The sequence below is a fragment of the Catenulispora subtropica genome (assembly GCF_039531675.1).
In the GTDB taxonomy this organism is placed as follows: Bacteria; Actinomycetota; Actinomycetes; order Streptomycetales; family Catenulisporaceae; genus Catenulispora; species Catenulispora subtropica.
Genome location: NZ_BAAAQM010000023.1, coordinates 24148 through 46936, shown reverse-complemented (window position 1 = coordinate 46936; position 22789 = coordinate 24148). Strand labels below are relative to the sequence as shown.

Below are 22789 nucleotides of genomic sequence, written 5' to 3'. Positions count from 1 at the left end.
TCACTCCGGCTGTTCGAGGGGTCCGGTGGGGGGCGCGCCGCGAACGTACCAGACCGCGAAGTTCATGCGGGCCTCCCCGTAGCTCTTGCTCCGCGTCGCCTCATAACCCGGTGGCCAGGGGAAATCGGCGTCCCGCGAGGAACGTTCGAGGACGGCGACGGCGTCCGGGGCGAGCCAGCCGCCCTCGCCGAGGGCTGTGAGGATGGTCACCACGGCGGCGTCGGGTACCGCGTACGGGGGATCCAGCAGGACCAGGTCGAACGGGGCTTCGGCGGGCGGCGCCGCGGCGGCGGCGCGCTCGGCGCGGTCGGTGACGACGCGGGCGCCGGGCAGGCCGACGGTGGCGACGTTCCTGCTGATCAGCTGGGTGACCCGCCGGTCGGCCTCGACGAGCAGGACCGCTCGCGCCCCGCGCGACAGCGCCTCCAGGCCCAGGGCGCCGGAGCCGGCGAAAAGGTCGAGGACGGACAGTCCGGACAGGCCGCCGAACTCGGCCTCGAGCGCCGAGAACAAGCCTTCGCGGGCCCGGTCGCCGGTGGGGCGGGTGCCGTCGCCGGGCGGGACCGCCAGGCGGCGGCCACGGGCGGCTCCGGCGATGATGCGGGTCATGGGTGACGGGGCTTTCGGTCGATCGAGCTGGCGGTCCGGGAGTCGGCCTTCGAGCCGGCCGGCGAGCTGTCCGGCAGGCGGCCGGTTCTCAGGTCTTGCCCAAGTATTCCGCGCGCTCGGTGTCCAGCAAGGCGGCCACCGTCCCGGCGAGCGCGGGATGCCCGGCGAGCTCCGGGTCCGCCGCGACCAGCGGCGTGGCCTCCTCGCGGGCGGCGCGGATGACGTCCTCGTCCTCGATGACGCTGAGGAGCTTCAGCGAGGAGCGGTAGCCGGACTGCGAGGCGCCGAGGACGTCGCCCTCCTTGCGCAGGGCGAGGTCGATCTTCGACAGCTCGAAGCCGTCGAGGGTGGAGGCGACGGCCGCCAGCCGCTCGCGGGCCGGGCTGCCCTCGGGCGACTCGGTGACCAGCAGGCACAGGCCGGCCCACTGTCCCCGGCCCACCCGGCCGCGCAGCTGGTGCAGCTGCGACACGCCGAAGCGGTCGGCGTCCATCACCACGATCACGGTGGAGTTCGGGACGTTCACGCCGACCTCGATGACCGTGGTGGCGACCAGGACGTCCAGCTCGTGCCCGGCGTAGGCGCGCATCACGGCGTCCTTCTCGTCCGGCGCCAGGCGACCGTGCAGCACGCCGACGCGGAGCCCGCGCAGCGGGCCCTCGGCCAGTCGGGCCGCCACGTCGACCACGGCCAGCGGCGGGCGCTGCTGGCCGGGCTCGGAGACGAGGTCGGAGCCGTCGTCGGCGACCTCGTCGGCCTCGCCGATGCGCGGGCAGACCACGTAGGCCTGGTGACCCGCCGCCACCTCCTCGCGGATCCGCTCCCAGACGCGGGTGAAGTGCGACGGGTGCTCGTGCGCGGCCACCACGTGGGTGGCGATCGGCGAGCGGCCGGCCGGGAGCTCGGACAGGATCGAGGTCTCCAGGTCGCCGAAGACGGTCATCGCGATGGTGCGGGGGATCGGTGTCGCGGTCATGACCAGGACGTGCGGCGGGTCCTCGCCCTTGGCGCGCAGCGCGTCGCGCTGCTCGACGCCGAACCGGTGCTGCTCGTCGATGACGACCAGGCCGAGGTCGGCGAACTGGACGCGGTCCTGGATCACGGCGTGCGTGCCGACCACGATGCCGGCCGCGCCGGAGGCCGCGTCCAGCAGGTTCTGCCGGCGCTCCTTCGCGTTCTGCGACCCGGTCAGCAGGGCGACCTTGACCTGCTTGCGTCCGGGTTCGGCGACCGGGATCTCCGAGAACAGGTCCGCCGGCACGTCGGCCGCCGCGCCCAGCATCTGCACGATGGAGCGGTGGTGCTGCTGCGCCAGCACTTCGGTGGGGGCCAGCAGCACGGCCTGGCCGCCGGCGTCGGCCACCGCGAGCATGGCCCGCAGCGCGACCATCGTCTTGCCGGAGCCCACGTCGCCCTGCAACAGCCGGTGCATCGGGTGCACGGAGGCCAGGTCCCGCTCGATCTCCTCGCCGACCTGGCGCTGCCCGGCGGTGAGCTGGAACGGCAGGGCGTCGTCGAAGGCGTCGAGCAGACCGCCGGGGACCCGCTTGCGGGGCTTGGCCGGCAACGCCTTGAGAGCCTCCCGCCGCTGGGCCAGCACCACCTGCATGGGCAGCGCCTCGTCCCACTTCAGGCGCTTGCGGGCGACGGCGATCTCCGGCCAGTCGTCGGGGCGGTGGATCCGGCGGAGGGCCTCGGTCAGCGGGAGCAGCCCCTGGCGGGCCCGCACCGGCCGGGGCAGCGGGTCGTCCTCGGGGTCGGCGTCCAGCTGGTCCATGACCATGCGGACGCAGCGGGCGATCTTCCAGGACGGCAGGCCCCCGGACGCCGGGTAGAGCGGGATCAGCTCGCCGGCCCAGTTGTCGACGTCGGTGTCGCCGGCCTCGTCGGAGTCCGCGTCCAGCTTGGCGAACTCCGGGTTCGTCATCTGGATCCTGCCGTGGTACTCGCCGACCTTGCCGGCGAACATGCCGAGCATCCCGGGCTTCAGGGCGTTGGCCGCGCGCGGGTTGAAGAAGGTGATCTCCACGGCGGTGTCGGCGGAGTCCCGCACCTCGATGGTCAGCATCTGGCCGCGCCGGGCCGCCATCGCCCGCCGGCTGACCTTGGTGACCTGCGCCACGATCGTGGCCTCGGTGCCCGGCTCGAGCTCGGACAGCTCGGTCAGCTGCCCGCGCTTGACGTACTTGCGCGGGTAGTGGCGCAGCAGGTCGTTGACGGTCTCCAGGCCCAGGGCGGTGCGCAGCACCTTGGCGGTGCGGTCGCCGACCGCCTTGGTCAGGGGCACGTCCAGGCGGATGCCCATGGCTCGGACACCTCCGGGGTCACTCGACGCCGATCAGGAGCGGGTAGCCGGTCCGCCCGCCCTCGTACACCACGACATCCACGACCGGATGGCGTTCCCGCAGACGGTCGGCGACGGCCTCGGACATCCCCGGCTCGGCACCGTCCCCGACCACCAAGGTCACCATCTCACCGCCCGCCGACAACATCCGCTCCACCACCGAGGCCGCGGCCGTCGCCTGGTCGTCCTCGATCAGCGCGACGTCGTTCTCGACGTGCCCCATGACCTGCCCGGGACGGCACACCCCGGCCATCGTCCAGGCCTCGGTGGCGGCCACCTCGATCGCCCCGTACCGGGTGGCCCCGGCCGCGGCGGTCATGGCCACCACGTCGGCGTCGAAGCGCCGGGCCGGCTCGTGCACCGCGAGCGCCGCTATGGCCTGCACGGTCACCTTCGCCGGCACCGCCGCCACGCGGACCGGCGGATGGCCGGGGTACCGGCCGGCCGACAGCCGCTCGGCCACCGCGGCGGCCACGACGGCCGTCTCGGCCCCGTTGGGCAGCAGCACCACCTCGGCCGCCCGGGTCGCCGCCACGGCCCGCTCGAAGTCGGCGGCGCTCGGCGGCCGCTCGGCGGTGGCCCGCAGCACGTACGCCCCGGACTCCTCGAACAGCGCGGCGACGCCCTCGCCGTACGCGACCGCGACCACGGCCCGCGTCGGCCGCGTCACCGGCACCCCGGCCCCGGCGACCGCCACCGGCACCTCGGCATGCGGCGCGGGCTGCGAGGCCAGGTGCGTGATCTTGATGTCCCGCGGCCGCCCGGCGGCGAGCCCGGCTTCCACGGCGAACCCGGCGTCGTCGACGTGCACGTGGACCCGCCACAGCCCCTCGCCGCCGACGACCACCAGGCTGTCGCCGCCGCCGCGCTCACAGAACTCGTCGAGCTCGCGCCGCAGCCCGGCGACCGCGGCGTCGGACGCCTCCAGCAGGTAGATGACCTCGTACTCGGGCTCCGGCCGCGCCGCCGGGACGGGGTCCACGACGCGGGCCGCGCCCACGGCGGCCAGGCGGCGCTGCCGGAACGCCCCGCGCGGATCGACGCCCCCGGTGTAGGCGGCCAGCGTCTCCAGGATCACGACCAGGCCGAGGCCCCCGGCGTCGACCACGCCGGCCTGGCGCAGGACGTCGAGCTGTTCGGGGGTCCGGGCCAGCGCCACCCGGGCGCCGGCCGCCGCGGCTTGGGCCACGTAGGCGAGGGAGTCGTTGGCCGTGAGGGGACGCGGGGGGCCGGGCGCCGCCGAACCGGGATCCACCGCTTCGACCACGACGTCCGCGGCAACACCATGAACTTCGGCACCGCCAGCCGCATGACCAGCAGAGGCATCAGGCGACTCGGCGACCGAGCCGCTAGCGGAGCCACCGGCCGAACCGTCGAGCGAACCACCAGTGGGGCCACCGCCAGAGCCACCGGCCGAACCACCGGCCGACGGCAGGTCCCGCAGTCCCGCAGCACCCGCAGCCCGCCCCTCCGCCAGCTCTCCGATCGCCACCACAGCCGCCGAGGCCGCCTCCGCCGCCGCCCCCGCCACTGACAGGATCGTCCCGGCCGCCGGGCGCGCCACGGCGTCGTACGCCGACGCGGCGGCCGCCGGCAGGCCCGCGGCCAGGGCCGGGCCGTCGACCGCGGGGCCGGTGTAGCGGGCGTTGGCGGCGCCGCGCAGCAGCTGGCTCAGGATCACGCCGGAATTGCCCCGGGCGCCGAGCAGGGCGCCGTGGGCCAGGGCCTGGAGGGCCTCCGGGACCGACGGCGCCGGCCCCGGTGCGGCCAGGCGGTCGTCGAGGGCGCGGCAGGCCGCCTCGAAGGTGAGGTACATGTTGGTGCCGGTATCGCTGTCCGCGATCGGGAAGACGTTGAGGGCGTCGATCTCCTCGCGGTGCCTTCCCAGCACCGCCAGCGCCGCCCCGGCCCAGCGGCGCAGGGCGCCGGCGTCGACGGGGGCCGCGGCCGGGGACGGCGGCGGCTGGGGGGCGGTGGGGGGCATGGCGGCCAGGGTACCGCTGTCGCGCCCGGGGATCCGCGCGATGGTGCGGCATCGGATACGGCGCCGCGAAGCAGCACCTCGACGGGTGGTGGTGGGAGACGGGCGGGCGGATTGGCGTCACGGCCCCCGCTTCGGCTACTCTGACCAGGTTGCCAGGACGGGCTCCGCCCCCTGGCCGTGGAACCTGCCCGCCGACGACGGCGGGACTCAAGCAAGCACGCAGCCGCAGGATCAGTTCCCCCCACCGGCAGCGTCAACGACTCGGTAGAGGTGAATCGAAGTGGCTGCCAACTGCGACGTGTGCGGCAAGGGGCCGGGCTTCGGCCACAACATCTCGCACTCGCACCGCCGGACCAAGCGGCGCTGGAACCCGAACATCCAGACCGTGCGCGCGGTGGTGAACGGGACCCCGAAGCGAGTGAACGCCTGTACCTCCTGCATCAAGGCGGGCAAGGTCGCGCGCTAAGCGGCTCAATGCCGGGCGGTAACCGCCCGACAACGTGTGACACCCTCGAACCGCAGGTCAGCCCGGCAAGGGCGGACCTGCGGTTCGTCGTGTTCAGCGAACCGTAAGCCTCGGGACCGCGACTGTGTCAGTACCGCGTGTCACGATGGAGTGCATGACCCTCATCACGGTGGACGATGCCGTCGAGTACATCTCGGGCATCTGTTTCAAAACCGGCCCGCCGAGCCGGGTCGGCGTGGAGCTGGAGTGGTTCCCCCGAGACGCCCGCCGCCCGGGGCACCTGCCCGAGCGGGAGCGGCTCATCCGGGCCTTCTCGGAGGCGGCCGCGCTGCCGCTGTCCGGGACCCTCTCGATGGAACCCGGCGGCCAGTGGGAGCTCAGCTCCTCCCCCGCCGGCTCGGTCCGCGACCTGATCGCCGCGACGGACCGGGATCTCGCCCTCCTGCGGCGGTCGGCCTCGGAGGCAGGCCTCGAGCTCGTCGGCATCGGCCACGAGCCCGGCCACCCTCCCCGACGCGTCCTCGACCACCCCCGCTATGTCGCGATGGAGCGGTTCTTCGACCGCGACAACGGCTCCGGCCGCGTGATGATGTGCTCCACGGCCTCGATCCAGGTGAACCTGGACGCCGGTCACGAGCACGACGGCCCCGACGGCTACGTCACCCGCTGGCGCCTGGCCCACCGGCTCTCCCCGGTGCTCACCTGGGTCTTCTGCCGGACCGACCGGCCGGCCGTGTGGGCCGCCCTCGATCCGGGCCGCACCCTGGCCCCTCCCCTGGACTCCCCCGACCCGCGCACGGCGTACGCGCAGTACGCGCTGGACGCCAAGCTGCTGTGCGTCCGGCGCCCGGACGGCGCCGACTGGAGCGCACCCCCGGGTCTCACCTTCCGCGAGTGGATCACCGCCGGCACCCTGGACCCCGCCGAGGACCGGGCGCCGACGCTGGACGACCTCGCCTACCATCTGACCACCCTCTTCCCGCCGGTCCGGCCGCAGGGGCACCTGGAGCTCCGGGTGCTCGACGCGCTGCCCGGCGATCTGTGGCGGGTGCCCACCGCGCTCGTCACCGCCTTGTTCCACGACGCCCGGGCGACGGACGACGCCCGGGCCGCCCTCGAACTGACCCCGATCCGGAAAGCCGCCACCGCCTGCTTCGAAGCCGCCCTCGCCGCCCTGCCGCGGATGGACGCGCCGGAGTCGCTGACGGCCGAAGTGGCGCGCTACGCCGAGGAGGAGCTTCCATGACAGCGCCCGTACACGACCCGACCGCCGGAGCCGGAGACCTCGCCGGGCACATAGCCCGCAGCCTGGAACGGGCCCGGCACCGCACCGAGGGCCTGACCGGCTCGGTCGACGACGCCGACCTGGTCCGCCAGCACTCCCCGCTGATGTCGCCGCTGGTCTGGGACCTGGCGCACATCGGCAACCAGGAGGAGCTGTGGATCCTGCGCAACCTGGGCGGCCGGGAGCCGATGCGCCCGGAGATCGACCCGCTGTACGACGCCTTCGAGCACCCGCGCTCCGAGCGGCCGACGCTGCCGCTGCTGCCGCCCGACGAGGCGAGACGGTACGTGCACGAGGTGCGCGGCCGGGTGCTGGACCTGTTGGAGCAACCCCGCTGGGGCGACGCGGAACTGAGCCGGGGCGGCTTCGCCTTCGGCATGATCGCCCAGCACGAGCAGCAGCACGACGAGACCATGCTGATCACGCACCAGCTGCGGATCGGCGAGCCGGCCCTGCACCGTCCGGCCCCGCCGCCGCCCGGGCCCGACGCGCTGGCGCTGCCGCCGGAGGTGTTCGTGGCCGGCGGGCCGTTCACCATGGGCACCTCCACCGAGGCCTGGGCGCTGGACAACGAGCGCCCGGCGCACGAGGTGGACGTCGCGGGCTTCTGGCTGGACACCACCCCGGTCACCAACGGCGCGTATCTGGAGTTCCTCGCCGACGGCGGCTACGACGACCCGCGCTGGTGGTCGCCGGAGGGCTGGGAGCACCGGCGAAGCGCCGGCCTGGTCGCCCCGCTGTACTGGACGTACGAGGACGGCCAGTGGCTGCGCCGCCGTTTCGGGGTGACCGAGCCGGTGCCGGCCGCCGAGCCGGTCGTGCACGTCAGCTTCTACGAGGCCGAGGCCTACGCGGCGTGGAAGGGGCGCCGTCTGCCGACCGAGGCCGAATGGGAGAAGGCGGCCCGGTACGACCCGGCCAGCGGCCGGTCGCGCCGCTACCCCTGGGGCGACGAGGACCCGGAGCCGCAGCACGCGAACCTCGGGCAGGCGCACCTGCAGCCCGCACCGGCCGGCTCCTACGCGGCCGGCGCGGCACCGAGCGGCGCGCGACAGCTGATCGGCGACGTCTGGGAGTGGGTCTCCTCGGACTTCCTGCCGTACCCGGGCTTCGCGGCCTGGCCGTACCGGGAGTACTCGGAGGTCTTCTTCGGCCCGGCCTACAAGGTGCTGCGGGGCGGCTCCTTCGCCGTCGACCCGGTGGCGTGCCGGGGCACCTTCCGGAACTGGGACTACCCGATCCGGCGGCAGATCTTCTCGGGGTTCCGGACGGCCCGCGACGGAGAGCTCTGATGTGCCGGCACCTGGCCTATCTGGGGCCGCCGCAGTCCTTGCGGGCGCTGCTGATCGACCCGCCGCACTCCCTCTTCCGGCAGAGCTGGGAGCCGCGGCGGCAGACGCACGGCGTGGTGAACGCCGACGGCTTCGGCGTCGGGTGGTTCGCCGACGGCGATCCGGAGCCCGCGCGCTACCGCCGGTCCGGGCCGATCTGGGCCGATCCCTCGTTTCCCGACGTCGCGCGGGTGACGCGCAGCGGCGCGGTGCTGGCCGCGGTCCGGGACGCCACGGTCGGCGCGGCCACCGGCACGGAGGCGGCCGCGCCCTACGCCGGCGACGGCTGGCTGTTCAGCCACAACGGCGCCGTCGACGGGTACCCGCGCTCGATGGCGAAGCTCGCCGGGACCGTCCCGGCGGCGGACCTGCTGGAGCTGGAGGCCCGGACGGACTCGGCGTTCGTCTGGGCCCTGATCCGCGCGCGGCTGCGGGAGGGCGCCGGGATGGCCGAGGCGGTCTCCACGGTCGTCGCCGACGTCAGCGCGCTCGCCGGGAGCCGGCTGAACCTGCTGCTCACCGACGGCACGACCATCGTCGCCTCGATTTTCGGCGACTCGCTCAGCGCCCTGACCGGCCCCGGCTTCACCGTGGTCGCGTCGGAGCCGTACGACGACTCCCCCGGCTGGACCGAGGTCCCGGCGGGAGTCCACACCTGGAACACGGAAGGGGCGGTGCAGGCCTGATGAGCGGTATCGAGATCGATCGGCGGCTCCCGGAGGACTTCTTCGCGGCGGCCCTGCGTGACGACGTCCTCAAAGGTCTGACGGCCGATCCCAAGTGGCTGCCGCCCAAGTGGTTCTACGACGCGCGCGGCAGCGACCTGTTCGAGGAGATCACCCGTCTCCCCGAGTACTACCCGACCCGGGCCGAGCGGGAGATCCTCGCCGCCCGCGCCTCCGAGATCGCGGCCCTGACCCGCGCCGAGACCCTCGCCGAACTCGGCTCGGGCTCGTCGAGCAAGACCACGCTGCTGCTGGACGCGCTCCAGGCGGCCGGGACCCTGCGCCGCTACGACCCGATCGACGTCAGCGAGGCCGCGCTGCTGGCGTCCGGCGCCCAGCTCCAGAAGCGCTACCCGGACCTGACCGTCCACGCGGTCGTGACCGACTTCGAGGAGCGCCTGGCGATCCCGGACTCCGAGGGCCCGCGCCTCGTGGCCTTCCTGGGCGGCACCGTCGGCAACCTCCTGCCGGAGGAACGCTCGGTGTTCCTGTCCCGGGTCCGGGCGGGCCTGCGCGCCGGCGAGTGGCTGCTGCTCGGCACGGACTTGGTGAAGGACCCTGACACACTGGTCGCCGCCTACGACGACGCGGCCGGCGTGACGGCGGAGTTCAACAAGAACGTGCTGCGCGTCGTGGACCGCGAACTGGCCGCGGACTTCGATCCGGACGACTTCGACCACGTGGCCCTGTGGGACGCGGAGGCGGAGTGGATCGAGATGCGGCTGCGGGCCCGCCGCTCGCTGCTGGTCCGTCTCAAGGACCTGGACCTCACCGTCTCCTTCGACGCCGGCGAGGAACTCCGGACCGAGATCTCGGCCAAGTTCCACCGCGAGGGAGTCGAGAGGGAACTCGCGGCGGCCGGCTTCGCCCTCCGGCAGTGGTGGACCGACTCCGAGGGCAGGTTCGGGCTGTCGCTCGCGGAAGGGATCTGACCGCGGACGCTTGAGAGATGACGCGAGAAGTCCGGAGCGGCGAGTAGGCAGTCCCGTCTCCCCGGACTTCTCGCGATCTCGGTGAAGAAGCTAGTCGGCGGCCCTTGCGCCCGCCTTGCGCCAAGATCGCACGCGCGGCGCTACCGGCTCAGTGCCGCTCCTGGCCGACCCGTCTGATCCAGGCAGGGCAGCGCGGCCCCGGCTACGATCCCGCCGCACGCGCCCCCGTGCCAAGACTGCCGGTGCCGCGCTGCGGTTTCAGCGCCACCGCCACCCGTGGTCGACCGGCCCGATCCCGGCCCCCAGCGGGAACCCGGCCTTGATCCCGCCGGTGACGTAATCCTTCGCCGTGCGCACAGCCGCCGGGACGTCGTCGCCGAGCGCCAGGCGCGAAGCGATCGCGCTCGCCAGCGTGCAGCCGGTTCCGTGCGTGTGCCGGTTGTCGTGCCGGGGCGCGCGCAGCCACATCTCGGCACCATCCGGGCCGACGAGCAGGTCCACCGACTCCGGCTGGTCGCTCAGGTGGCCGCCCTTGACCAGCACCCACCGCGGGCCGAGCGCCGCGAGGGCTCGGGCGGCCGTGGTCATCTCGTCCTCGCTCGTCACGTCCAGGCCGGTGATCAGCCGCACCTCGTCGAGGTTCGGTGTCACGACCTTCGCCCGCGGCAGCAACTCGCCCCGCAGCGCGTCCAGGGCGTCCGCAGCCAGCAACGCGTCACCGTGCTTGGAGACGCTCACCGGGTCGACCACCACCGGCACCTCCGGCGCCAGCGTCCCGATCAGCCGCGCCACCGCCGACGTCAGCTCCGCGGACGCGAGCATTCCGGTCTTCACCGCGTCCACGCCGATGTCGTCCACGACCGAGCGGAACTGCTGCTCCACCGCCTCGATCGGCAGCGGCCAGAAGTCCTGGACCCCCACCGAGTTCTGCGCGGTGATCGCGGTGAGCGCCGACATGCCGTGCACGCCGAGCGCGAGCATCGTCTTCAGGTCGGCCTGGATGCCGGCGCCGCCGCCGGAGTCGCTCCCGGCGATCGTGAGGACGCGGGGCGGGGCGGAAGCAGCGGACATGCCGATCAGCATAAGAGCTGCGGGGCTCAGTCCCGGAAGTCGACCATGTAGAAGACCTTGTCATAGCGGCGCTCCCCCACCGCGACGAAGTCCGGCAGCCGTCCGTACTCGCGGAACCCGAGGGTCCGGTAAAGGTGCAGCGCGTTGTCGTTGTCGCCGCGCGCGTCGAGCGTCAGGACTTCGATCCCGGCCGTCCGCGCGCTGTCGACCAGGGCGACGGTGAGCAGCCGCCCGACGCCCGCGCCCTGGGCCTCGCGCGCGACCGCGATCTTCTCCAGATCCGCATGCGGACGGTGTGTGGGGCGCGCGTAGCGCAGCCAGTAGCCGAGGCCCACCAGGCGCTCGCCGATGTACGCCAGGAACAGCGCTCCGTCATCGGCCCGGGCCGCGGCGCAGACCTTGTCGAGCAGCTCGACGATCTCCTCGCGGGTCGGCGGCTCCACCCATCCCAGTGCCGCGCCCGTGGTGACCAGATCGGCGAGGATCGCGTGCGCGGCGTCTATGACGGCGTCGTCCACCGTCAGCGTGTCATGGACGGTGACCGTTTCGTCCCCCGCCGTCACGCCATCGCCCAACTCGCCGGGCTGAACCGCTGCGTCAGCTCCACCAGCGCCCGCAACGGCGCCGCGGCCGGTCCGAGCCCTTCGCGCCACCGCGCCTCGACCGTCAGCCGCACCGGCCCCTCCTTCAGATCCAGCATCACCAGGTCCCCGGAATCCAGTTCGGCCTGCACCGAGAACCTCGGCAGCAGGGCGGCGCCGCGGCCGTTCACCGCCAGGCGGCGCAAGGCGTTCAGCGATCCGGTGATCATAGCGATCTTCAACGACGGGCCCACGTCCCGGCCGAACTCGTCGAAGCACTGCCGGTAGATGCAGCCGATCTCGGTCACCAGGAACTCGGAGCGCTTGACGTCGTCGAGGGTCAGCGGGTGGATCGCGGCCAGCGGATGCGAGGGCGCCGTCACCAGCACCACGCGGTCGTAGCCGACCACCGCCGAGGGGCCGTCGTAGCCGGGGCCGCTGTCCAGGGTGAAGACCGCGTCCAGGCGGCCGTCGTTCAGCTCCTCCATCAGCCGGCCGCGACTGCTGACGGTGACCGTGACGTCGGCGGTGTCGGGGCCGCCGGCACCGTGGTCGAAGGCGGTCAGCACCTCCGGCAGCCACTCGTCGGCCAGCGACTGCAACGCGCCGATCCGCAACAGCGGCCGCTGTCCGGAGACGCAGCGGCGCATCTCACCGTCCAGATCGAGCAGGCGCCGCGCGTACGGCAGCAGACGCTGTCCGGCCTCGGTCGGCACGGTGCCGACGCTGGTCCGGTTCAGCACCGGCACGCCGAGGTCGCGCTCCAGGGTCCGCACCTGGTCGCTGACGCTGGACTGCGCGTAGCCGAGCTGCTCGGCGGCCGCGGAGATGCCGCCGGTCTCGACGACGGCCAGGAAGGCACGCAGCTGTCGGGTGTCCATGCCGCCATCATGCCATCGGCTTCTCCGATAGGGAGGCCGCGCAGGGTACGGTGCGGAGACAGAACCGTCGCAGAACTGGGACTTCCAAGGGGTCATGATGGCTCGCTTCGCCGTCGAATACGTCTACACCGCCGACACCGCCAAGCGGGACGAGGTGCGGCCCGCGCACCGCGCGTTCCTCGCCGCCCAGCAGGGAGAGGTGCGGCTGTTGGTGTCCGGGCCGTGGGCCAACGGCACCGGCGCCCTGCTGGTCTTCGAGGCCGAGGACGAGGCGGCGCTGCGGGCGACGCTCGAGCACGACCCGTTCGCCGAGGCCGACCTGGTGAGCCGGGTACGGATCAACGAGTGGACGCCGGTGCTGGGACCGTGGGTGGCGGCCGGCTGACCGCCACCCCGCGCGGGCCGGGGCCCGAGACCCGGCCCGGGCCTCAGATCCGGTACAGAAGCCGTTCGCGCTGGGCGCGGATCGGGTCGAGATACTTGCTGCGCACCTCGTGGTGGCCCGGGTCTTCGGTCCAGGCCCGGTAGGCCTCCTCGTCGTCGAAGTCGGCGACGACCGCCGCGTCCATCGCGTCGTCCGTCAGCCGGGCGTCGCGGTGGAACTCGAAGTGGCGGCGCCGCTCGAACGGCACCTCGGACAAGGCCGCCGCGAAGGCGTCGATCTGGGCCTCGGTGGCTTCGGGGGTGAATTTCAGGAGCAGGATGCTTCGGATCACGCCCCGATCATCGCGCAGGCTCCATCGTTCGCGCCATCGGAGTCTCCGATGGCGCGATCGGAAACCCGGCCTGTCGGGATCACCCCGCGGACGGCCACCCTCGAGCCATGGCACTGACCGATACCGCCGCGGTTCCCGGGACCCGTCCGGGTCCCCGCCCCGAAGCCCGCCCCGCCCGCCGCCGGACCCGCGCCGCCTTCACCGGCATCGTGGCCGGCAACTTCATGGTCCTGCTCGACGCCTCGATCCTGAACGTCGCGCTCCCCGACGTCCGCACCGACCTGCACGCCTCGGCCGCCGCGCTGCCGTGGACCGTCGACGCCTACACCGTGGTGTTCGCGGGGCTGATGCTGGCCTCCGGCGCCGTCGCCGACCGGTGGGGCGCGCGCCGGGTGTACCAGACCGCGCTGGCCCTGTTCGGCCTGATATCCGTGTTCTGCGCCTCGGCTCCGAACGCCGGCGTGCTCATCGGCGGCCGCGCGCTGCTCGGCGGGGCGGCGGCCGGCATGGTCCCGGCCTCGCTGGCGCTGCTGGCCGGGCTGTACCCGGACATGAAGGAGCGCGCGAAGGCGATCGGCGCGTGGGCCGGTCTGTCGTGCATCGGCCTGGCCGTCGGGCCGGTGCTCGGCGGGGCCCTGGTCGCGGCCGGCGGCTGGCGGCTGGTGTTCCTGGTGAACCCGCCGATCGCGCTGGCGTCGTGGTTCCTGGCCCGCGGGCTGTCCGCGCACCGTCCCGAGAAGCCGCGGCAGTTCGACCTCGCCGGGCTGGCGCTGTTCACCGTGGGTCTCAGCACCCTGACCTACGGCCTGGTCGACGCGGGCACCGAGGGCTGGTCCCGGCCCGCGCCGGCGGTGGCGCTGGCGGCGGCCGCCGTCGCGTTCGGCGCGGTCGCGGTGGTCGAACGCCGGGTCGCGGCACCGGTGCTGCCGCCGGATCTGCTGCGCCTGGGCCGGATCCGCGCCAACCTGGTCGCGGCCGTGGCGGCGAACTACGTGTTCTACGGCCTGCTCTACACGCTGACGCTGTGGCTGGAGAACGTCCGGGGCCTGAGCCCGATCACGACCGGCGTCGCGTTCCTGCCCCTGATGCTGCCGATGTGTGTGCTGCCCTTCTTCACCAGCCGCCTCGCGCACCGTTTCGGCGCCCGTCCGCTGATCCTGCTGGCCCTGGTGGCCGACATCGCCGTCGGCGCGGTCCTGGCCACCGTCGGCCCGCACACCTCGCTGGCCGTGGTGATCGGCGCGCAGCTGTTGCTGGCCGTCGGCACCACTCTCGCCATCCCGTCCATCACCGCCGACATGGCCGTGGCCACCCCGCAGCGGTTCGCCGCCACCGGCCAGGGCGCCCTGAACGCCGCCCGGCAGGCCGGCTCGGCTCTCGGCGTCGCGGTCCTCGGCACCCTGGCCGGTGTGCACGCGGCCGGGATCGCCCTGGCCGTCGGGGCGCTCGCGGCGCTGGCCCTGACGGGGATGACGCGGCGGAGCGCGTGAGCCGTCCCTCGGGGGTGAGATCAGTACTTGCCGAAGTGGCTGAACCCGCCGGGGCCGTCCCACGGCTTCCCGTCGACGGTCACCGCCGGCGGGCCCGCATGGACCGAGCCGATGCGGCGCCAGCCGGCCGGGAGCGGGGCGTCGGGGGCGAAGGTCGCGACCAGCGCGTGGTCCTCGCCCCCGGTGAGGACCTGGTCCAGCCGCAGACCGGGGGCGATGGGCACCAGGGCGCTTTCGACGTCGACCGCGACGCGGCCGGCCACCGCCAGGTGCTCCAGGTCGGCGAGCAGGCCGTCGCTCACGTCGAGCATGGCGGTGGCGCCGGCACGGGCCGCCTCCGGTCCGGCGGCGTAGGGCGGGGCGGGGCGGCGGTGGGCCAGCAGGAAGTCCGCTTCACTCCCGCCGGGCCCCGCTTCACCCGCGCCGGGAGAACCGGCCGCGAGCAGTTCCAGTCCGGCCGCCGACCAGCCCAGGCGCCCGGCGACGCACACCGCGTCCCCGGGGCGCGCGCCCGAGCGCAGGACCGGAGCGCGGCCCTCGAGCGTGCCGAACACCGTCACCGAGATCGTGATCAGGTCGCCGCGGACCAGGTCGCCGCCGGCCACGACGGCGCCCAGCGGGGCGCACTCGGCGGCGACGCCGTCGGCGAACTCCTCGACCCAGGCGACCGGCAGGTCGCCGGGCAGCACCAGGGACAGCAGCAGGGAGGTGGGGACGCCGCCCATCGCGGCGATGTCGGAGAAGTTCTGGGCCGCCGCCTTGTGGCCGACGTCGCGGGCGCTGGACCAGTCGCGGCGGAAGTGGCGGCCCTCGAGCAGCAGGTCGGTGCTGGTGACCAGACGGCCGTCGGGGATGGCCAGCACGGCGGCGTCGTCGCCGGAGGGCACCAGCACCTCGCCTCCGGCGGGGCCGGGTTCGGTCAGGGGCAGGCGCGCCTGGATCCGGGCGATCAGCCCGAACTCGCCGACGTCGTCGATCGTCTCCACGGCGCAACCGTAACGCGGACGGTCCGTCGGCAACTCGATCGGGTGAACCGTTACGGCCCGCCCAGCGGGCATGGACTCCCGGAATGTGGGAAGCGCAGGGTACGGTGGCGTTTCCGACAGGAGGAGGACACGTGGTTCAAGCGTACATCCTGGTCCAGACCGAGGTGGGGAAGGCGGCCGCCGTGGCGCAGGCGATCACCGATCTGGAAGGCGTCACCACCGCCGAGGACGTGACCGGGCCCTACGACGTGATCGTCCGCGCCGAAGCCGAGACCATGGACGAGCTGGGTCGGCTGGTGATCGCCAAGATCCAGGTCATCGAAGGCATCACGCGCACGCTGACCTGCCCCATCGTGCACTTCAAGTGATGTGGTAGACCGTACCCCGTGGGAACGAGGGGTCCGGTGGACAAGACGACCAACAGGTGGATACCGGCCGCGGCTGTGTCGACAGCCGCGGTTTTGGCGTGCGCGGGAGCGGTGTGGGGGGACCACGTGTCCCGCGCCGGCGCGGTCGGCGTCGCCCTGCCGAAGACCTCCGACCCCGCGGTCCTCACCGCCTGCGCGAACCTGGTCCGGGCCCTGCCCGCCGATCTGGAGGGTGCCCACCGGCGCGGTGCGGCCGGCACCGACGCCCACGTGAAACAGCGCGCCGTGGCCTGGGGCTCCCCCGCCACGACCCTGCGCTGCGGCGTGAAGGAGCCCGCGGCGATCACCGTCGGCGGCCCCGACTACACGCCGGACCACAACCGGTACGCGAACATGGGCGACGCCGCGTTCCTCAACTGGTTCATCGACGAACACGAGCACTCCGTCACCTACACCACCACGGACCGGGCGGTCTACGTGGAGGTGACAGTGCCCTTCGACAGCCTCGCCCAGAAGCAGTCCGCCTCCAACGCCCTCATCGACCTCGCGCCGGCGATCGTGAAGACCGTCCCGAACAAGGACGGCGAGTTCGTCGACGACCCGGCCGAGTAGCGGGCCGGGAGCCGCGCCGAGGAGCGGGGCCCGCTACCGCAGCCCGGTCGGCCGCCGCAGCGCCGAGTCGATCAGCCGCGCGATCAGCGCCGGGTACGTCAGCCCCGCCGCCAGCCACATCTGCGGGAACATCGACGTCGGCGTGAAGCCCGGCATGGTGTTGATCTCGTTGACGATGAACCGTCCCGGACCGCCGTCCGCCGACTCCTGGTAGAAGAAGTCCACCCGCGCCAGGCCCTCGCAGCCCAGCGTCTCGAAGACACCGACCGCCTGCTCGCGGATGTCCGCGATCTCCTCCGGGCTCAGCCGCGCCGGGATGTCGACCTCGGTGGTGCCGTCCAGGTACTTGGCCTCGAAGTCGTAGAAGGCGTGCGACCCGGTGACCCGCAGCTCGGCCGGCAGCGAGGCCTCGGGGCGGTCCAGCGGCCCCTCGCCCTCCAGCACCCCGCACTCGATCTCCCGGCCCGGCACCGCCGCCTCCACGAGCACCTTCGGGTCGTGGCGGCGGGCCGTCTCGACGGCGGTGTCCAGGCCCTCGGGCGCGTCCACCTTGGTGATGCCCATCGAGGACCCGGCCCGCGCCGGCTTCACGAACACCGGGTATCCGAGCTCTTCGACGGCCAGCCGCACCGCGGCCCGGCCCTCCTCGGTGGCCCAGTCCCGGGGACGCACGACCTCGTACGGGCCGACCTCGAACCCGGCCTGGGTCAGCAGCCGCTTCATGAACTCCTTGTCCATGGAGACGGCCGACGCCAGCACCCCGGAGCCGACGTAGGGGATGCCGGACAGCTCCAGCAGGCCCTGCAGGGTGCCGTCCTCGCCGTAGGGGCCGTGCAGCAGCGGCAGCACGACGTCCACCTCGCCGAGCGACTTCGGCACCGAGCCGGGCTCGTGCACGGTCAGCTCGCGCGCGGTCGGGTCACCGGCCATGGTGACCAGGTTCGCGCGCTCGGCCGAGGCCGGCAGCCCGATCTCCGGCAGTCTGCCGTCGGCGATCGCCAGGACCGGCCCGGAGCCGTCGGCCGCCTCGGCCAGCACCCACCGCCCGTCGGCGGCGATGCCGATCGGCAGGATCTCGTAGCGGTCCGGCTCCGGCCCGTTGCGCAGCGCGTCCAGAACGGACCCGGCGGTGACGCAGGAGATGGCGTGCTCGCTGGACCGCCCGCCGAAGACGACGGCCACCCGGATCCGCTTCTGATCAGTCATGAGACCAGACACTACCGAAGTCGGAGTAGGGTCCGGACCATGATCTCCAGGGGTGGGGCGGTGCGGGCGGGCCTTCGCGCCTGGTGGGCCCGGGTGTCGCCGGAGCCCGGACCGCAGCGGGCCCTGGTGGCGTCGAGCTTCGTGAACCGGCTGGGGACCGGGATGTTCGTGGCCGTGTCGGCGCTGTACTTCACGCTGATCGTGGGGATCCCGGCGCGGCAGGTCGGCACCGGTCTCACGATCGCGGGCACGGCCGGCCTGCTGGGCTCGGTGCCCGCCGGGATGCTGGCCGACCGGGTCGGGCCGCGGATGGTGCAGCTGGTCACCCTGGGCGTGCAGACCGGCACGATGGCGGCTTTCGTGTTCGTGCACTCGTGGTGGATGTTCACGACGGTCACGGCGCTGGACAAGGTCGCGGACGCCGCGAACAACGCCGCCCGGGGCGCGCTGATCGGCCGGGTCGGCGGCGAGCGCCCGGCCTTGTTCCGGGCCAAGCTGCGCTCCTTCGTGAGCGTCGCGGTGGTGCTGGGGACGCCGGTGGCCGGGATCGCCATCCAGATCGGCACACGCGCCGCCTACGTGACGCTGATCCTGGCGAACGCCGCCAGCTATGTGGTCTGCGCCCTGTTGCTGCTGCGGGTGCCGGAGTATCCGCCGATACCCCGGCCGGCGGGGAGCCGCCGGTTCGCGGCGCTCGCGGACCGGCCCTACGCGGCCTTCGCGGGTCTGAACGGCTTGCTGAGCCTGCAGGCTGTGGTCGTCGCGCTGGTGATCCCGCTGTGGATCACGACGCGCACGCAGGTGCCGCGCACGATGGCCGCCGTGGTGTTCGGGATGTTCTTCGTGGTCGGCGTGCTGCTGATGCAGCCGGTCGGGCGCCGGACCGAGACCGTCGCGCAGGGCGGCCGGGCCCTGCGGACCTCGGGGCTGGCGGTGGCGGCCGGCTGCGCCGTGCTCGCCGTGAGCGCCGAGGGTCCGCGCTGGGCGCAGGCGGCCGTGCTCCTTTTCGGCGCGGCGATCATCTGCGCCGCCAGTGTGTGGGCGCTGGCGGCGGGGTTCTCGTTGAGTTTCGGTCTCTCCCCCGCCCACGCGCAGGGCGAGTATCAGGGCTTGAACCTGCTCGGCCTCGACGCCGCCGCGGCGGTCGGCCCGGCGCTGCTGACCGCGCTGGTCCTGGGATTCGGCGGCCCCGGGTGGTTCGTCCTCGGGGCCGGGTTCGCGGCGGCCGGACTGCTGGGGCCGCCGGTCACGCGCTGGGCGCAGCGCACGCGGCCGGACACCGCCGACGCCGGTGCCGTCGCGGACGCGGCCCCCTCCCTCAGTGCCCGTGCCGCTCGGCCTTCAGCGGCCGGGTCATCAGCTCCTTGAGCATCTCGCCGGGCGAGCGGCCGTCGTGCACGATCGCCACCACCGTCTCGGCGATCGGCATCTCGACGCCGTGCCGGTCGGCCAGCTCCAGCACCGCCTCGCAGGACTTCACGCCCTCGGCGGTCTGCTTCACCTCGGCCTGCGCCTGCTCCAGCGTCAGGCCGCGGCCCAGATACACGCCGAACATCCGGTTCCGGGACAGCGGCGAGGCGCAGGTGGCGACCAGGTCGCCCATGCCGGCCAGGCCGGCGAAGGTGTACGGGTCGGCGCCCAGGGCCGCGCCCAGCCGCGCGGTCTCGGCCAGGCCGCGGGTGATCAGCGTGGCCTTGGTGTTGTCGCCGAAGCCCATGCCGTCGGCGATGCCGACCGCGAGGCCGATGACGTTCTTCACCACGCCGCCGAGCTCGACGCCGGTCACGTCGGAGCCGGTGTAGGTCCGGAAGTACGGCCCGTTCGTCGCGGCCTGCAGCCGCAGCGCCACGTCCTCGTCCCGGCTGGCGACCACGGAGGCGGCGGGCTGGCGGCGGGCGATCTCCGGCGACAGGTTCGGTCCGGACAGCACCGCGACGCGCTCCCGCCCGAAGCCGGTCACCTCGCGGATCACCTCGCTCATGCGCTTGGCGGTCCCGACCTCCAGGCCCTTCATCAGCGACACCAGCACCGTGTCCGGGCCGATCCGGTCGCTCCAGGCCGTGAGGTTCTGGCGCAGGGTCTGGGCCGGCACGCTCAGAAACGCGAACTCGGCCCCGGCCAGCGCCTCGGCCGGATCCGTGGTGGCCCGCACCGCCTCGGGCAGCCGGACGCCCGGGAAGTAGTCGGGGTTCTCGTGGGCGGCGTTGACGGCGGCGATCTGGTCCGGCCGCCGGCCGACCATCACGATCTCGTTGCCGGCGTCGGCCAGGACGATGCTCATCGCCGTGCCCCACATCCCGGTGCCGAAGACGGCGCAACGCCTCATGCGGTGTCGACCTGCTTTCCGATCTCGTCCTCGCCGGCCCCGTCGGCCCCGGCGCCGCTTTCAACGACCGCCGCGCCGTCGTCGTTCCGGCGGCCGGTACCGTTTCCGCCGCCCCCGCCGAAGCGGCTCCCGTCGCCGTTCTCCGGCACGAACCGCACCGCCGGCGGCTCCTCGCCGCGCAGCTTCGCCAGCAGCTCGGTGATCGCGTCCATGATGCGGTCGGTGGCCGCCTTCACGGTCTCCGGGGTCGTCGGCAGCGCCCGCAGATCGTCCAGGTCCACCGGAGGCCCGGCCAGAATCACCATCCGCTTCCGCGGCAGCAGGTGCGGCCGCCTCTCGGTGTAGGCGAGGATCTCCTGCGGCCCCCACTGCGCCACCGGGATCACCGGACAGCCGGTGGTCAGCGCGATCCGCGCGGCACCGCTCTTCGCCGCCATCGGCCACAGGCCGGGATCGCGGGTGATGGTGCCCTCCGGGTACACCGTCACCGCCTCGCCGGCCTCCACCGCGGCGATCGCGTCCCGCAGGGCGTTCGCCGCGTCGGCGGTGTCCCGGTAGACCGGGATCTGCTGGGCCGCCCGCAGGACGCTCCCGACGAACTTGTTCTTGAACACCCCGGACTTGGCCAGGAACCGCGGGATCCGCCCGTTGCCGTAGACGAAGTGCCCGAACGCCAGCGCGTCGACGTGCGACAGATGGTTGGCCGCGATGACCACTCCGCCGGTCTTCGGGATGTTCTCGCCGCCGCGCCAGTCCCGCTTCATCAGCAGCCTCAGCAGCGGCACCATGACCACGGCGATGAAGCGGAACGCCGGGCCTTGCTTCCTGGGCGGCCGGTAGGGGGTGGTGGAGGGCATCCCCCAAGTGTTCCCGAGTGCGGGGCGTCGGAACAAGTAGCGGGGTCCGCGCCCCGGCATGACAGGATCAAGGCATGCCCCGGTCAGCCCCTTCCGACGAGACACCCTGGTGCCTGGTGGTTCCGGTGAAACGGCTGGGGCGAGCCAAGAGCCGCCTCATCGGTGCGGACGTGCCGCCGGAGCTCCGGGAACGACTGGCCCTGGCGTTCGCCACCGACGCCGTCACCGCCGCCCTGTCCGCCACCCGGGTCGCCGGCGTCCTGGTGGTGACCGACGATCCCACGGCCGCCGCCGTCCTCGGCGCCCTGGGCGCGAAGATCGTGCCGGACGCGCCGGACGCCGGATTGAACGCCGCATTCGCCTTCGGTGCCGGAACCGCCCGCCGAATCCACGGCGACGGAATCGGCGTCGCCGCCTCGGCGGCGGATCTTCCGGCATTGCGCGGTGCCGAACTGGATATCGCTCTGGCGCGCGTCGCCGGCGACAAGCGCCATTTCATCGCCGACGCGCACGACATCGGCACCACCATGCTTTTCGCGCCGCCCGGCACGGATCTGGACCCCCGTTTCGGCGGCCCGTCGCGCGCCGCCCACACCGCCAGCGGAGCGGTGGAGCTCCCCGGGACGGACATCAGTTCGCTGCGACGCGACGTCGACACTCCCGCCGACCTCGTCGACGCGCTCCGCCTGGGCGTCGGTCCGGCCACCGCGGCGGTCTGGGCCGCGGGAAATCGGGCGGCTTCCGGTGTATAAACGGTCCGTGACGCGCACAGAGGTCCAAGGCACCGCTCGGGTTTTCGATCCGGCCACCCGCAGCGGCACGGTGCTGCTCGACGACGGCACCGAACTCGCCTTCGACACCGCCGCCTTCGACGCCGGCGGGCTCCGGCTGCTGCGCCTGGGCCAGCGCGTGAAGATGCGCCGGGACGACGCGGGGCGGATCGTCGCGCTGACGCTGGTGACGCTGCCGCTGCCGCTGCCGTAGCCGGCCGTCTCGGCCGCGACCACGACCGCGACCTGGCCGGGCCGGGCCGGGCCGGGCCGGGCCGGGAAGCGCAACGCCCCACAAACAAGCCGCAACGCACGAGGCGGTGCCCCGGTCACCCGGGACACCGCCTCGCACCGATGCTTCGCGTCACCGAAGCACCGTTTCACTCACCCTTCCGCCACGGACCACCTCACTGATCCATCACGGACGACCACTCGTGTCGGTCAGCGCTTCGCCGCGGTCTTCTTGGCGGGCGCCTTCTTCGCGGTGGTTCGCTTGGCCGGCGCGGACTTCTTCGCCGGCGCCTTGGCGACCTTCTTGGCGACCGGCCGAGCCGCCGCCTTCTTCGCCGGCGCCGCCTTCTTGGCCGGCGCCTTCTTCGCGGTCGCCGCCTTCTTCGCCGCCGCCTTCACGACGGTCGCCTTCTTCGCGGCGGCCTTCTTGGCGGGCGCGGCCTTCTTCGCCGGAGTCGCCTTCTTCGCCACGGTCTTCTTGGCGGCGGTGGCCTTGGTGGCCGTCTTCTTCGCCGGGGCCGCCTTCTTCGCGGCCGCCTTCGTCACAGTCTTCTTGGCGGCGGTGACCTTGGTGGCCGCCTTCTTCGCCGGAGCCGCCTTCTTCGCGGTCGCCGCCTTCTTCGCGGTGGCCTTGGCCGCCGCCGGCGCCTTCTTCTCGCCGTTGACGATGTCCTTGAAGCCCTGGCCGGCCTTGAACTTCGGCGCCGAGGACGCCTTGACCTTCACCGACTCGCCGGTGCGCGGGTTGCGGGCGGTGCGAGCCGGACGCTTGACCTTCTCGAAGGAGCCGAAGCCGGTGATGGAGACCTTGGTCCCCGAGGCGACCGACGCCACGATCGCGTCCAGCACCGCGTCGACGGCGTCCCCGGCATCCTTCTTGCTCGCACCGAGCTTGTCGGAGACGGCCTCGATCAGCTGGGCCTTGTTCATGTCTACCTACCCTTGGGGCTGTTGGTACGTCTTGAGCCTGATTTCGGCCGTACGTCGCAAGCTTGCTCCGTATCAGAACCAATCGCAC

24 protein-coding genes are annotated in these 22789 nt (G+C 73.4%); 12 read left to right on the top strand and 12 right to left on the bottom strand.

All coding sequences use genetic code 11. From position 1 onward, the window contains the following. From rsmD to ABD466_RS20725, 3 genes are all read right to left on the bottom strand, one after another. On the bottom strand, positions 1-609 hold the full coding sequence (rsmD, locus tag ABD466_RS20735) for a 16S rRNA (guanine(966)-N(2))-methyltransferase RsmD (RefSeq protein WP_344658765.1): 609 nt from the start codon (positions 607-609) through the stop codon (positions 1-3). An 88-nt stretch (positions 610-697) separates the two neighbouring features. Further along, positions 698-2914 (bottom strand): ATP-dependent DNA helicase RecG, encoded by a 2217-nt coding sequence (gene recG / locus ABD466_RS20730; RefSeq protein ID WP_344658764.1) that lies wholly within the window; start codon positions 2912-2914, stop codon positions 698-700. A gap of 19 nt (positions 2915-2933) precedes the next feature. After that, a complete protein-coding gene (locus ABD466_RS20725) occupies positions 2934-4937 on the bottom strand; it encodes a DAK2 domain-containing protein (protein ID WP_344658763.1) in 2004 nt (667 codons plus the stop codon). 280 nt (positions 4938-5217) lie between these two features. On the opposite strand from ABD466_RS20725, the gene rpmB reads away from it, so the two are divergent. The 5 genes from rpmB (at position 5218) to egtD (ending at position 9676) form a co-directional block, all read left to right on the top strand. Next, on the top strand, positions 5218-5403 hold the full coding sequence (gene rpmB, locus ABD466_RS20720; RefSeq protein ID WP_194909835.1) for a 50S ribosomal protein L28: 186 nt from the start codon (positions 5218-5220) through the stop codon (positions 5401-5403). 154 nt (positions 5404-5557) lie between these two features. Next, positions 5558-6649, top strand: coding sequence for a glutamate-cysteine ligase family protein (locus ABD466_RS20715; protein ID WP_344658762.1), 1092 nt, complete (start codon positions 5558-5560; stop codon positions 6647-6649). Then, positions 6646-7980, top strand: a complete 1335-nt coding sequence (gene egtB / locus ABD466_RS20710) for an ergothioneine biosynthesis protein EgtB (RefSeq protein ID WP_344658761.1) — start codon at positions 6646-6648, stop codon at positions 7978-7980. Before ABD466_RS20715 ends, egtB begins: the two co-directional genes overlap by 4 nt. After that, positions 7980-8705 (top strand): ergothioneine biosynthesis protein EgtC, encoded by a 726-nt coding sequence (egtC, locus tag ABD466_RS20705; RefSeq protein ID WP_344658760.1) that lies wholly within the window; start codon positions 7980-7982, stop codon positions 8703-8705. Before egtB ends, egtC begins: the two co-directional genes overlap by 1 nt. After that, positions 8705-9676: an L-histidine N(alpha)-methyltransferase gene (egtD, locus tag ABD466_RS20700; protein ID WP_344658759.1), complete on the top strand. Its 972-nt coding sequence runs from the start codon at positions 8705-8707 to the stop codon at positions 9674-9676. Before egtC ends, egtD begins: the two co-directional genes overlap by 1 nt. A gap of 258 nt (positions 9677-9934) precedes the next feature. On the opposite strand, the gene thiD is transcribed toward egtD, so the two are convergent. Genes thiD through ABD466_RS20685 form a run of 3 tightly spaced genes read right to left on the bottom strand, consistent with a single transcriptional unit; the run spans position 9935 to position 12209 of the window. Beyond that, the gene (thiD, locus tag ABD466_RS20695; RefSeq protein WP_344658758.1) at positions 9935-10747 is read right to left on the bottom strand and encodes a bifunctional hydroxymethylpyrimidine kinase/phosphomethylpyrimidine kinase; all 813 of its coding nucleotides are present in this window, start codon (positions 10745-10747) and stop codon (positions 9935-9937) included. Between the two features lie 26 nt (positions 10748-10773). Further along, positions 10774-11271, bottom strand: coding sequence for a GNAT family N-acetyltransferase (locus tag ABD466_RS20690; protein WP_344658837.1), 498 nt, complete (start codon positions 11269-11271; stop codon positions 10774-10776). A gap of 35 nt (positions 11272-11306) precedes the next feature. Next, positions 11307-12209, bottom strand: coding sequence for a LysR family transcriptional regulator (locus tag ABD466_RS20685; protein WP_344658757.1), 903 nt, complete (start codon positions 12207-12209; stop codon positions 11307-11309). A gap of 94 nt (positions 12210-12303) precedes the next feature. Between ABD466_RS20685 and ABD466_RS20680 the strand changes: the two genes are divergently transcribed. Further along, positions 12304-12594 carry a YciI family protein gene (locus ABD466_RS20680; RefSeq protein WP_425558691.1) on the top strand — a complete coding sequence of 97 codons (291 nt, stop codon included), beginning with the start codon at positions 12304-12306 and terminating at the stop codon, positions 12592-12594. A gap of 43 nt (positions 12595-12637) precedes the next feature. On the opposite strand, the gene ABD466_RS20675 is transcribed toward ABD466_RS20680, so the two are convergent. Continuing rightward, a complete protein-coding gene (locus ABD466_RS20675; RefSeq protein ID WP_344658756.1) occupies positions 12638-12925 on the bottom strand; it encodes a Dabb family protein in 288 nt (95 codons plus the stop codon). A 107-nt stretch (positions 12926-13032) separates the two neighbouring features. Between ABD466_RS20675 and ABD466_RS20670 the strand changes: the two genes are divergently transcribed. Further along, positions 13033-14415, top strand: a complete 1383-nt coding sequence (locus ABD466_RS20670) for an MFS transporter (protein WP_344658755.1) — start codon at positions 13033-13035, stop codon at positions 14413-14415. A 20-nt stretch (positions 14416-14435) separates the two neighbouring features. Here the strand turns inward: ABD466_RS20670 and ABD466_RS20665 are convergent, their stop codons facing one another. After that, a complete protein-coding gene (locus ABD466_RS20665; RefSeq protein ID WP_344658754.1) occupies positions 14436-15401 on the bottom strand; it encodes a thiamine-phosphate kinase in 966 nt (321 codons plus the stop codon). 131 nt (positions 15402-15532) lie between these two features. Between ABD466_RS20665 and ABD466_RS20660 the strand changes: the two genes are divergently transcribed. Both ABD466_RS20660 and ABD466_RS20655 read left to right on the top strand, forming a co-directional pair. Beyond that, positions 15533-15769 (top strand): Lrp/AsnC family transcriptional regulator, encoded by a 237-nt coding sequence (locus ABD466_RS20660; RefSeq protein ID WP_344658753.1) that lies wholly within the window; start codon positions 15533-15535, stop codon positions 15767-15769. A 36-nt stretch (positions 15770-15805) separates the two neighbouring features. Next, positions 15806-16381, top strand: a complete 576-nt coding sequence (locus tag ABD466_RS20655) for a DUF3515 family protein (protein WP_344658752.1) — start codon at positions 15806-15808, stop codon at positions 16379-16381. 33 nt (positions 16382-16414) lie between these two features. Here ABD466_RS20655 and ABD466_RS20650 read toward each other — a convergent pair whose 3' ends face one another. Beyond that, positions 16415-17587, bottom strand: coding sequence for a D-alanine--D-alanine ligase family protein (locus tag ABD466_RS20650; RefSeq protein ID WP_344658751.1), 1173 nt, complete (start codon positions 17585-17587; stop codon positions 16415-16417). A gap of 39 nt (positions 17588-17626) precedes the next feature. Here ABD466_RS20650 and ABD466_RS20645 point away from each other — a divergent pair, with 39 nt between their 5' ends. Then, a complete protein-coding gene (locus tag ABD466_RS20645; protein WP_344658750.1) occupies positions 17627-18955 on the top strand; it encodes an MFS transporter in 1329 nt (442 codons plus the stop codon). On the opposite strand, the gene ABD466_RS20640 is transcribed toward ABD466_RS20645, so the two are convergent. Together ABD466_RS20640 and ABD466_RS20635 are read right to left on the bottom strand one after the other, a co-directional pair. Then, entirely contained in the window at positions 18906-19913 is a 1008-nt protein-coding gene (locus tag ABD466_RS20640; protein ID WP_344658749.1) for an NAD(P)H-dependent glycerol-3-phosphate dehydrogenase, read from the bottom strand. The genes ABD466_RS20645 and ABD466_RS20640 overlap by 50 nt on opposite strands. Continuing rightward, positions 19910-20770, bottom strand: coding sequence for a lysophospholipid acyltransferase family protein (locus ABD466_RS20635; protein WP_344658748.1), 861 nt, complete (start codon positions 20768-20770; stop codon positions 19910-19912). The genes ABD466_RS20640 and ABD466_RS20635 overlap by 4 nt, the downstream gene beginning before the upstream one ends. A 74-nt stretch (positions 20771-20844) precedes the next feature. Between ABD466_RS20635 and cofC the strand changes: the two genes are divergently transcribed. Next, a complete protein-coding gene (gene cofC / locus ABD466_RS20630) occupies positions 20845-21522 on the top strand; it encodes a 2-phospho-L-lactate guanylyltransferase (protein WP_344658747.1) in 678 nt (225 codons plus the stop codon). Positions 21523-21529: 7 nt separating this feature from the next. Further along, positions 21530-21754 carry a hypothetical protein gene (locus ABD466_RS20625; RefSeq protein ID WP_344658746.1) on the top strand — a complete coding sequence of 75 codons (225 nt, stop codon included), beginning with the start codon at positions 21530-21532 and terminating at the stop codon, positions 21752-21754. Positions 21755-21981: 227 nt separating this feature from the next. Here the strand turns inward: ABD466_RS20625 and ABD466_RS20620 are convergent, their stop codons facing one another. After that, positions 21982-22701 (bottom strand): HU family DNA-binding protein, encoded by a 720-nt coding sequence (locus tag ABD466_RS20620; RefSeq protein WP_344658745.1) that lies wholly within the window; start codon positions 22699-22701, stop codon positions 21982-21984. Positions 22702-22789: the final 88 nt, after the last annotated feature.

Coding starts and splice junctions, on each gene's coding strand:
- ABD466_RS20620 (WP_344658745.1), bottom strand. CDS start 22,701: ATGAACAAGGCCCAGCTGATCGAGGCCGTCTCCGACAAGCTCGGTGCG.
- recG (WP_344658764.1), bottom strand. CDS start 2,914: ATGGGCATCCGCCTGGACGTGCCCCTGACCAAGGCGGTCGGCGACCGC.
- ABD466_RS20685 (WP_344658757.1), bottom strand. CDS start 12,209: ATGGACACCCGACAGCTGCGTGCCTTCCTGGCCGTCGTCGAGACCGGC.
- ABD466_RS20670 (WP_344658755.1), top strand. CDS start 13,033: ATGGCACTGACCGATACCGCCGCGGTTCCCGGGACCCGTCCGGGTCCC.
- thiD (WP_344658758.1), bottom strand. CDS start 10,747: ATGTCCGCTGCTTCCGCCCCGCCCCGCGTCCTCACGATCGCCGGGAGC.
- ABD466_RS20645 (WP_344658750.1), top strand. CDS start 17,627: ATGATCTCCAGGGGTGGGGCGGTGCGGGCGGGCCTTCGCGCCTGGTGG.
- egtB (WP_344658761.1), top strand. CDS start 6,646: ATGACAGCGCCCGTACACGACCCGACCGCCGGAGCCGGAGACCTCGCC.
- ABD466_RS20725 (WP_344658763.1), bottom strand. CDS start 4,937: ATGCCCCCCACCGCCCCCCAGCCGCCGCCGTCCCCGGCCGCGGCCCCC.
- ABD466_RS20640 (WP_344658749.1), bottom strand. CDS start 19,913: ATGAGGCGTTGCGCCGTCTTCGGCACCGGGATGTGGGGCACGGCGATG.
- egtD (WP_344658759.1), top strand. CDS start 8,705: ATGAGCGGTATCGAGATCGATCGGCGGCTCCCGGAGGACTTCTTCGCG.
- ABD466_RS20635 (WP_344658748.1), bottom strand. CDS start 20,770: ATGCCCTCCACCACCCCCTACCGGCCGCCCAGGAAGCAAGGCCCGGCG.
- rsmD (WP_344658765.1), bottom strand. CDS start 609: ATGACCCGCATCATCGCCGGAGCCGCCCGTGGCCGCCGCCTGGCGGTC.
- ABD466_RS20715 (WP_344658762.1), top strand. CDS start 5,558: ATGACCCTCATCACGGTGGACGATGCCGTCGAGTACATCTCGGGCATC.
- egtC (WP_344658760.1), top strand. CDS start 7,980: ATGTGCCGGCACCTGGCCTATCTGGGGCCGCCGCAGTCCTTGCGGGCG.
- ABD466_RS20680 (WP_425558691.1), top strand. CDS start 12,304: ATGATGGCTCGCTTCGCCGTCGAATACGTCTACACCGCCGACACCGCC.
- ABD466_RS20650 (WP_344658751.1), bottom strand. CDS start 17,587: ATGACTGATCAGAAGCGGATCCGGGTGGCCGTCGTCTTCGGCGGGCGG.
- cofC (WP_344658747.1), top strand. CDS start 20,845: ATGCCCCGGTCAGCCCCTTCCGACGAGACACCCTGGTGCCTGGTGGTT.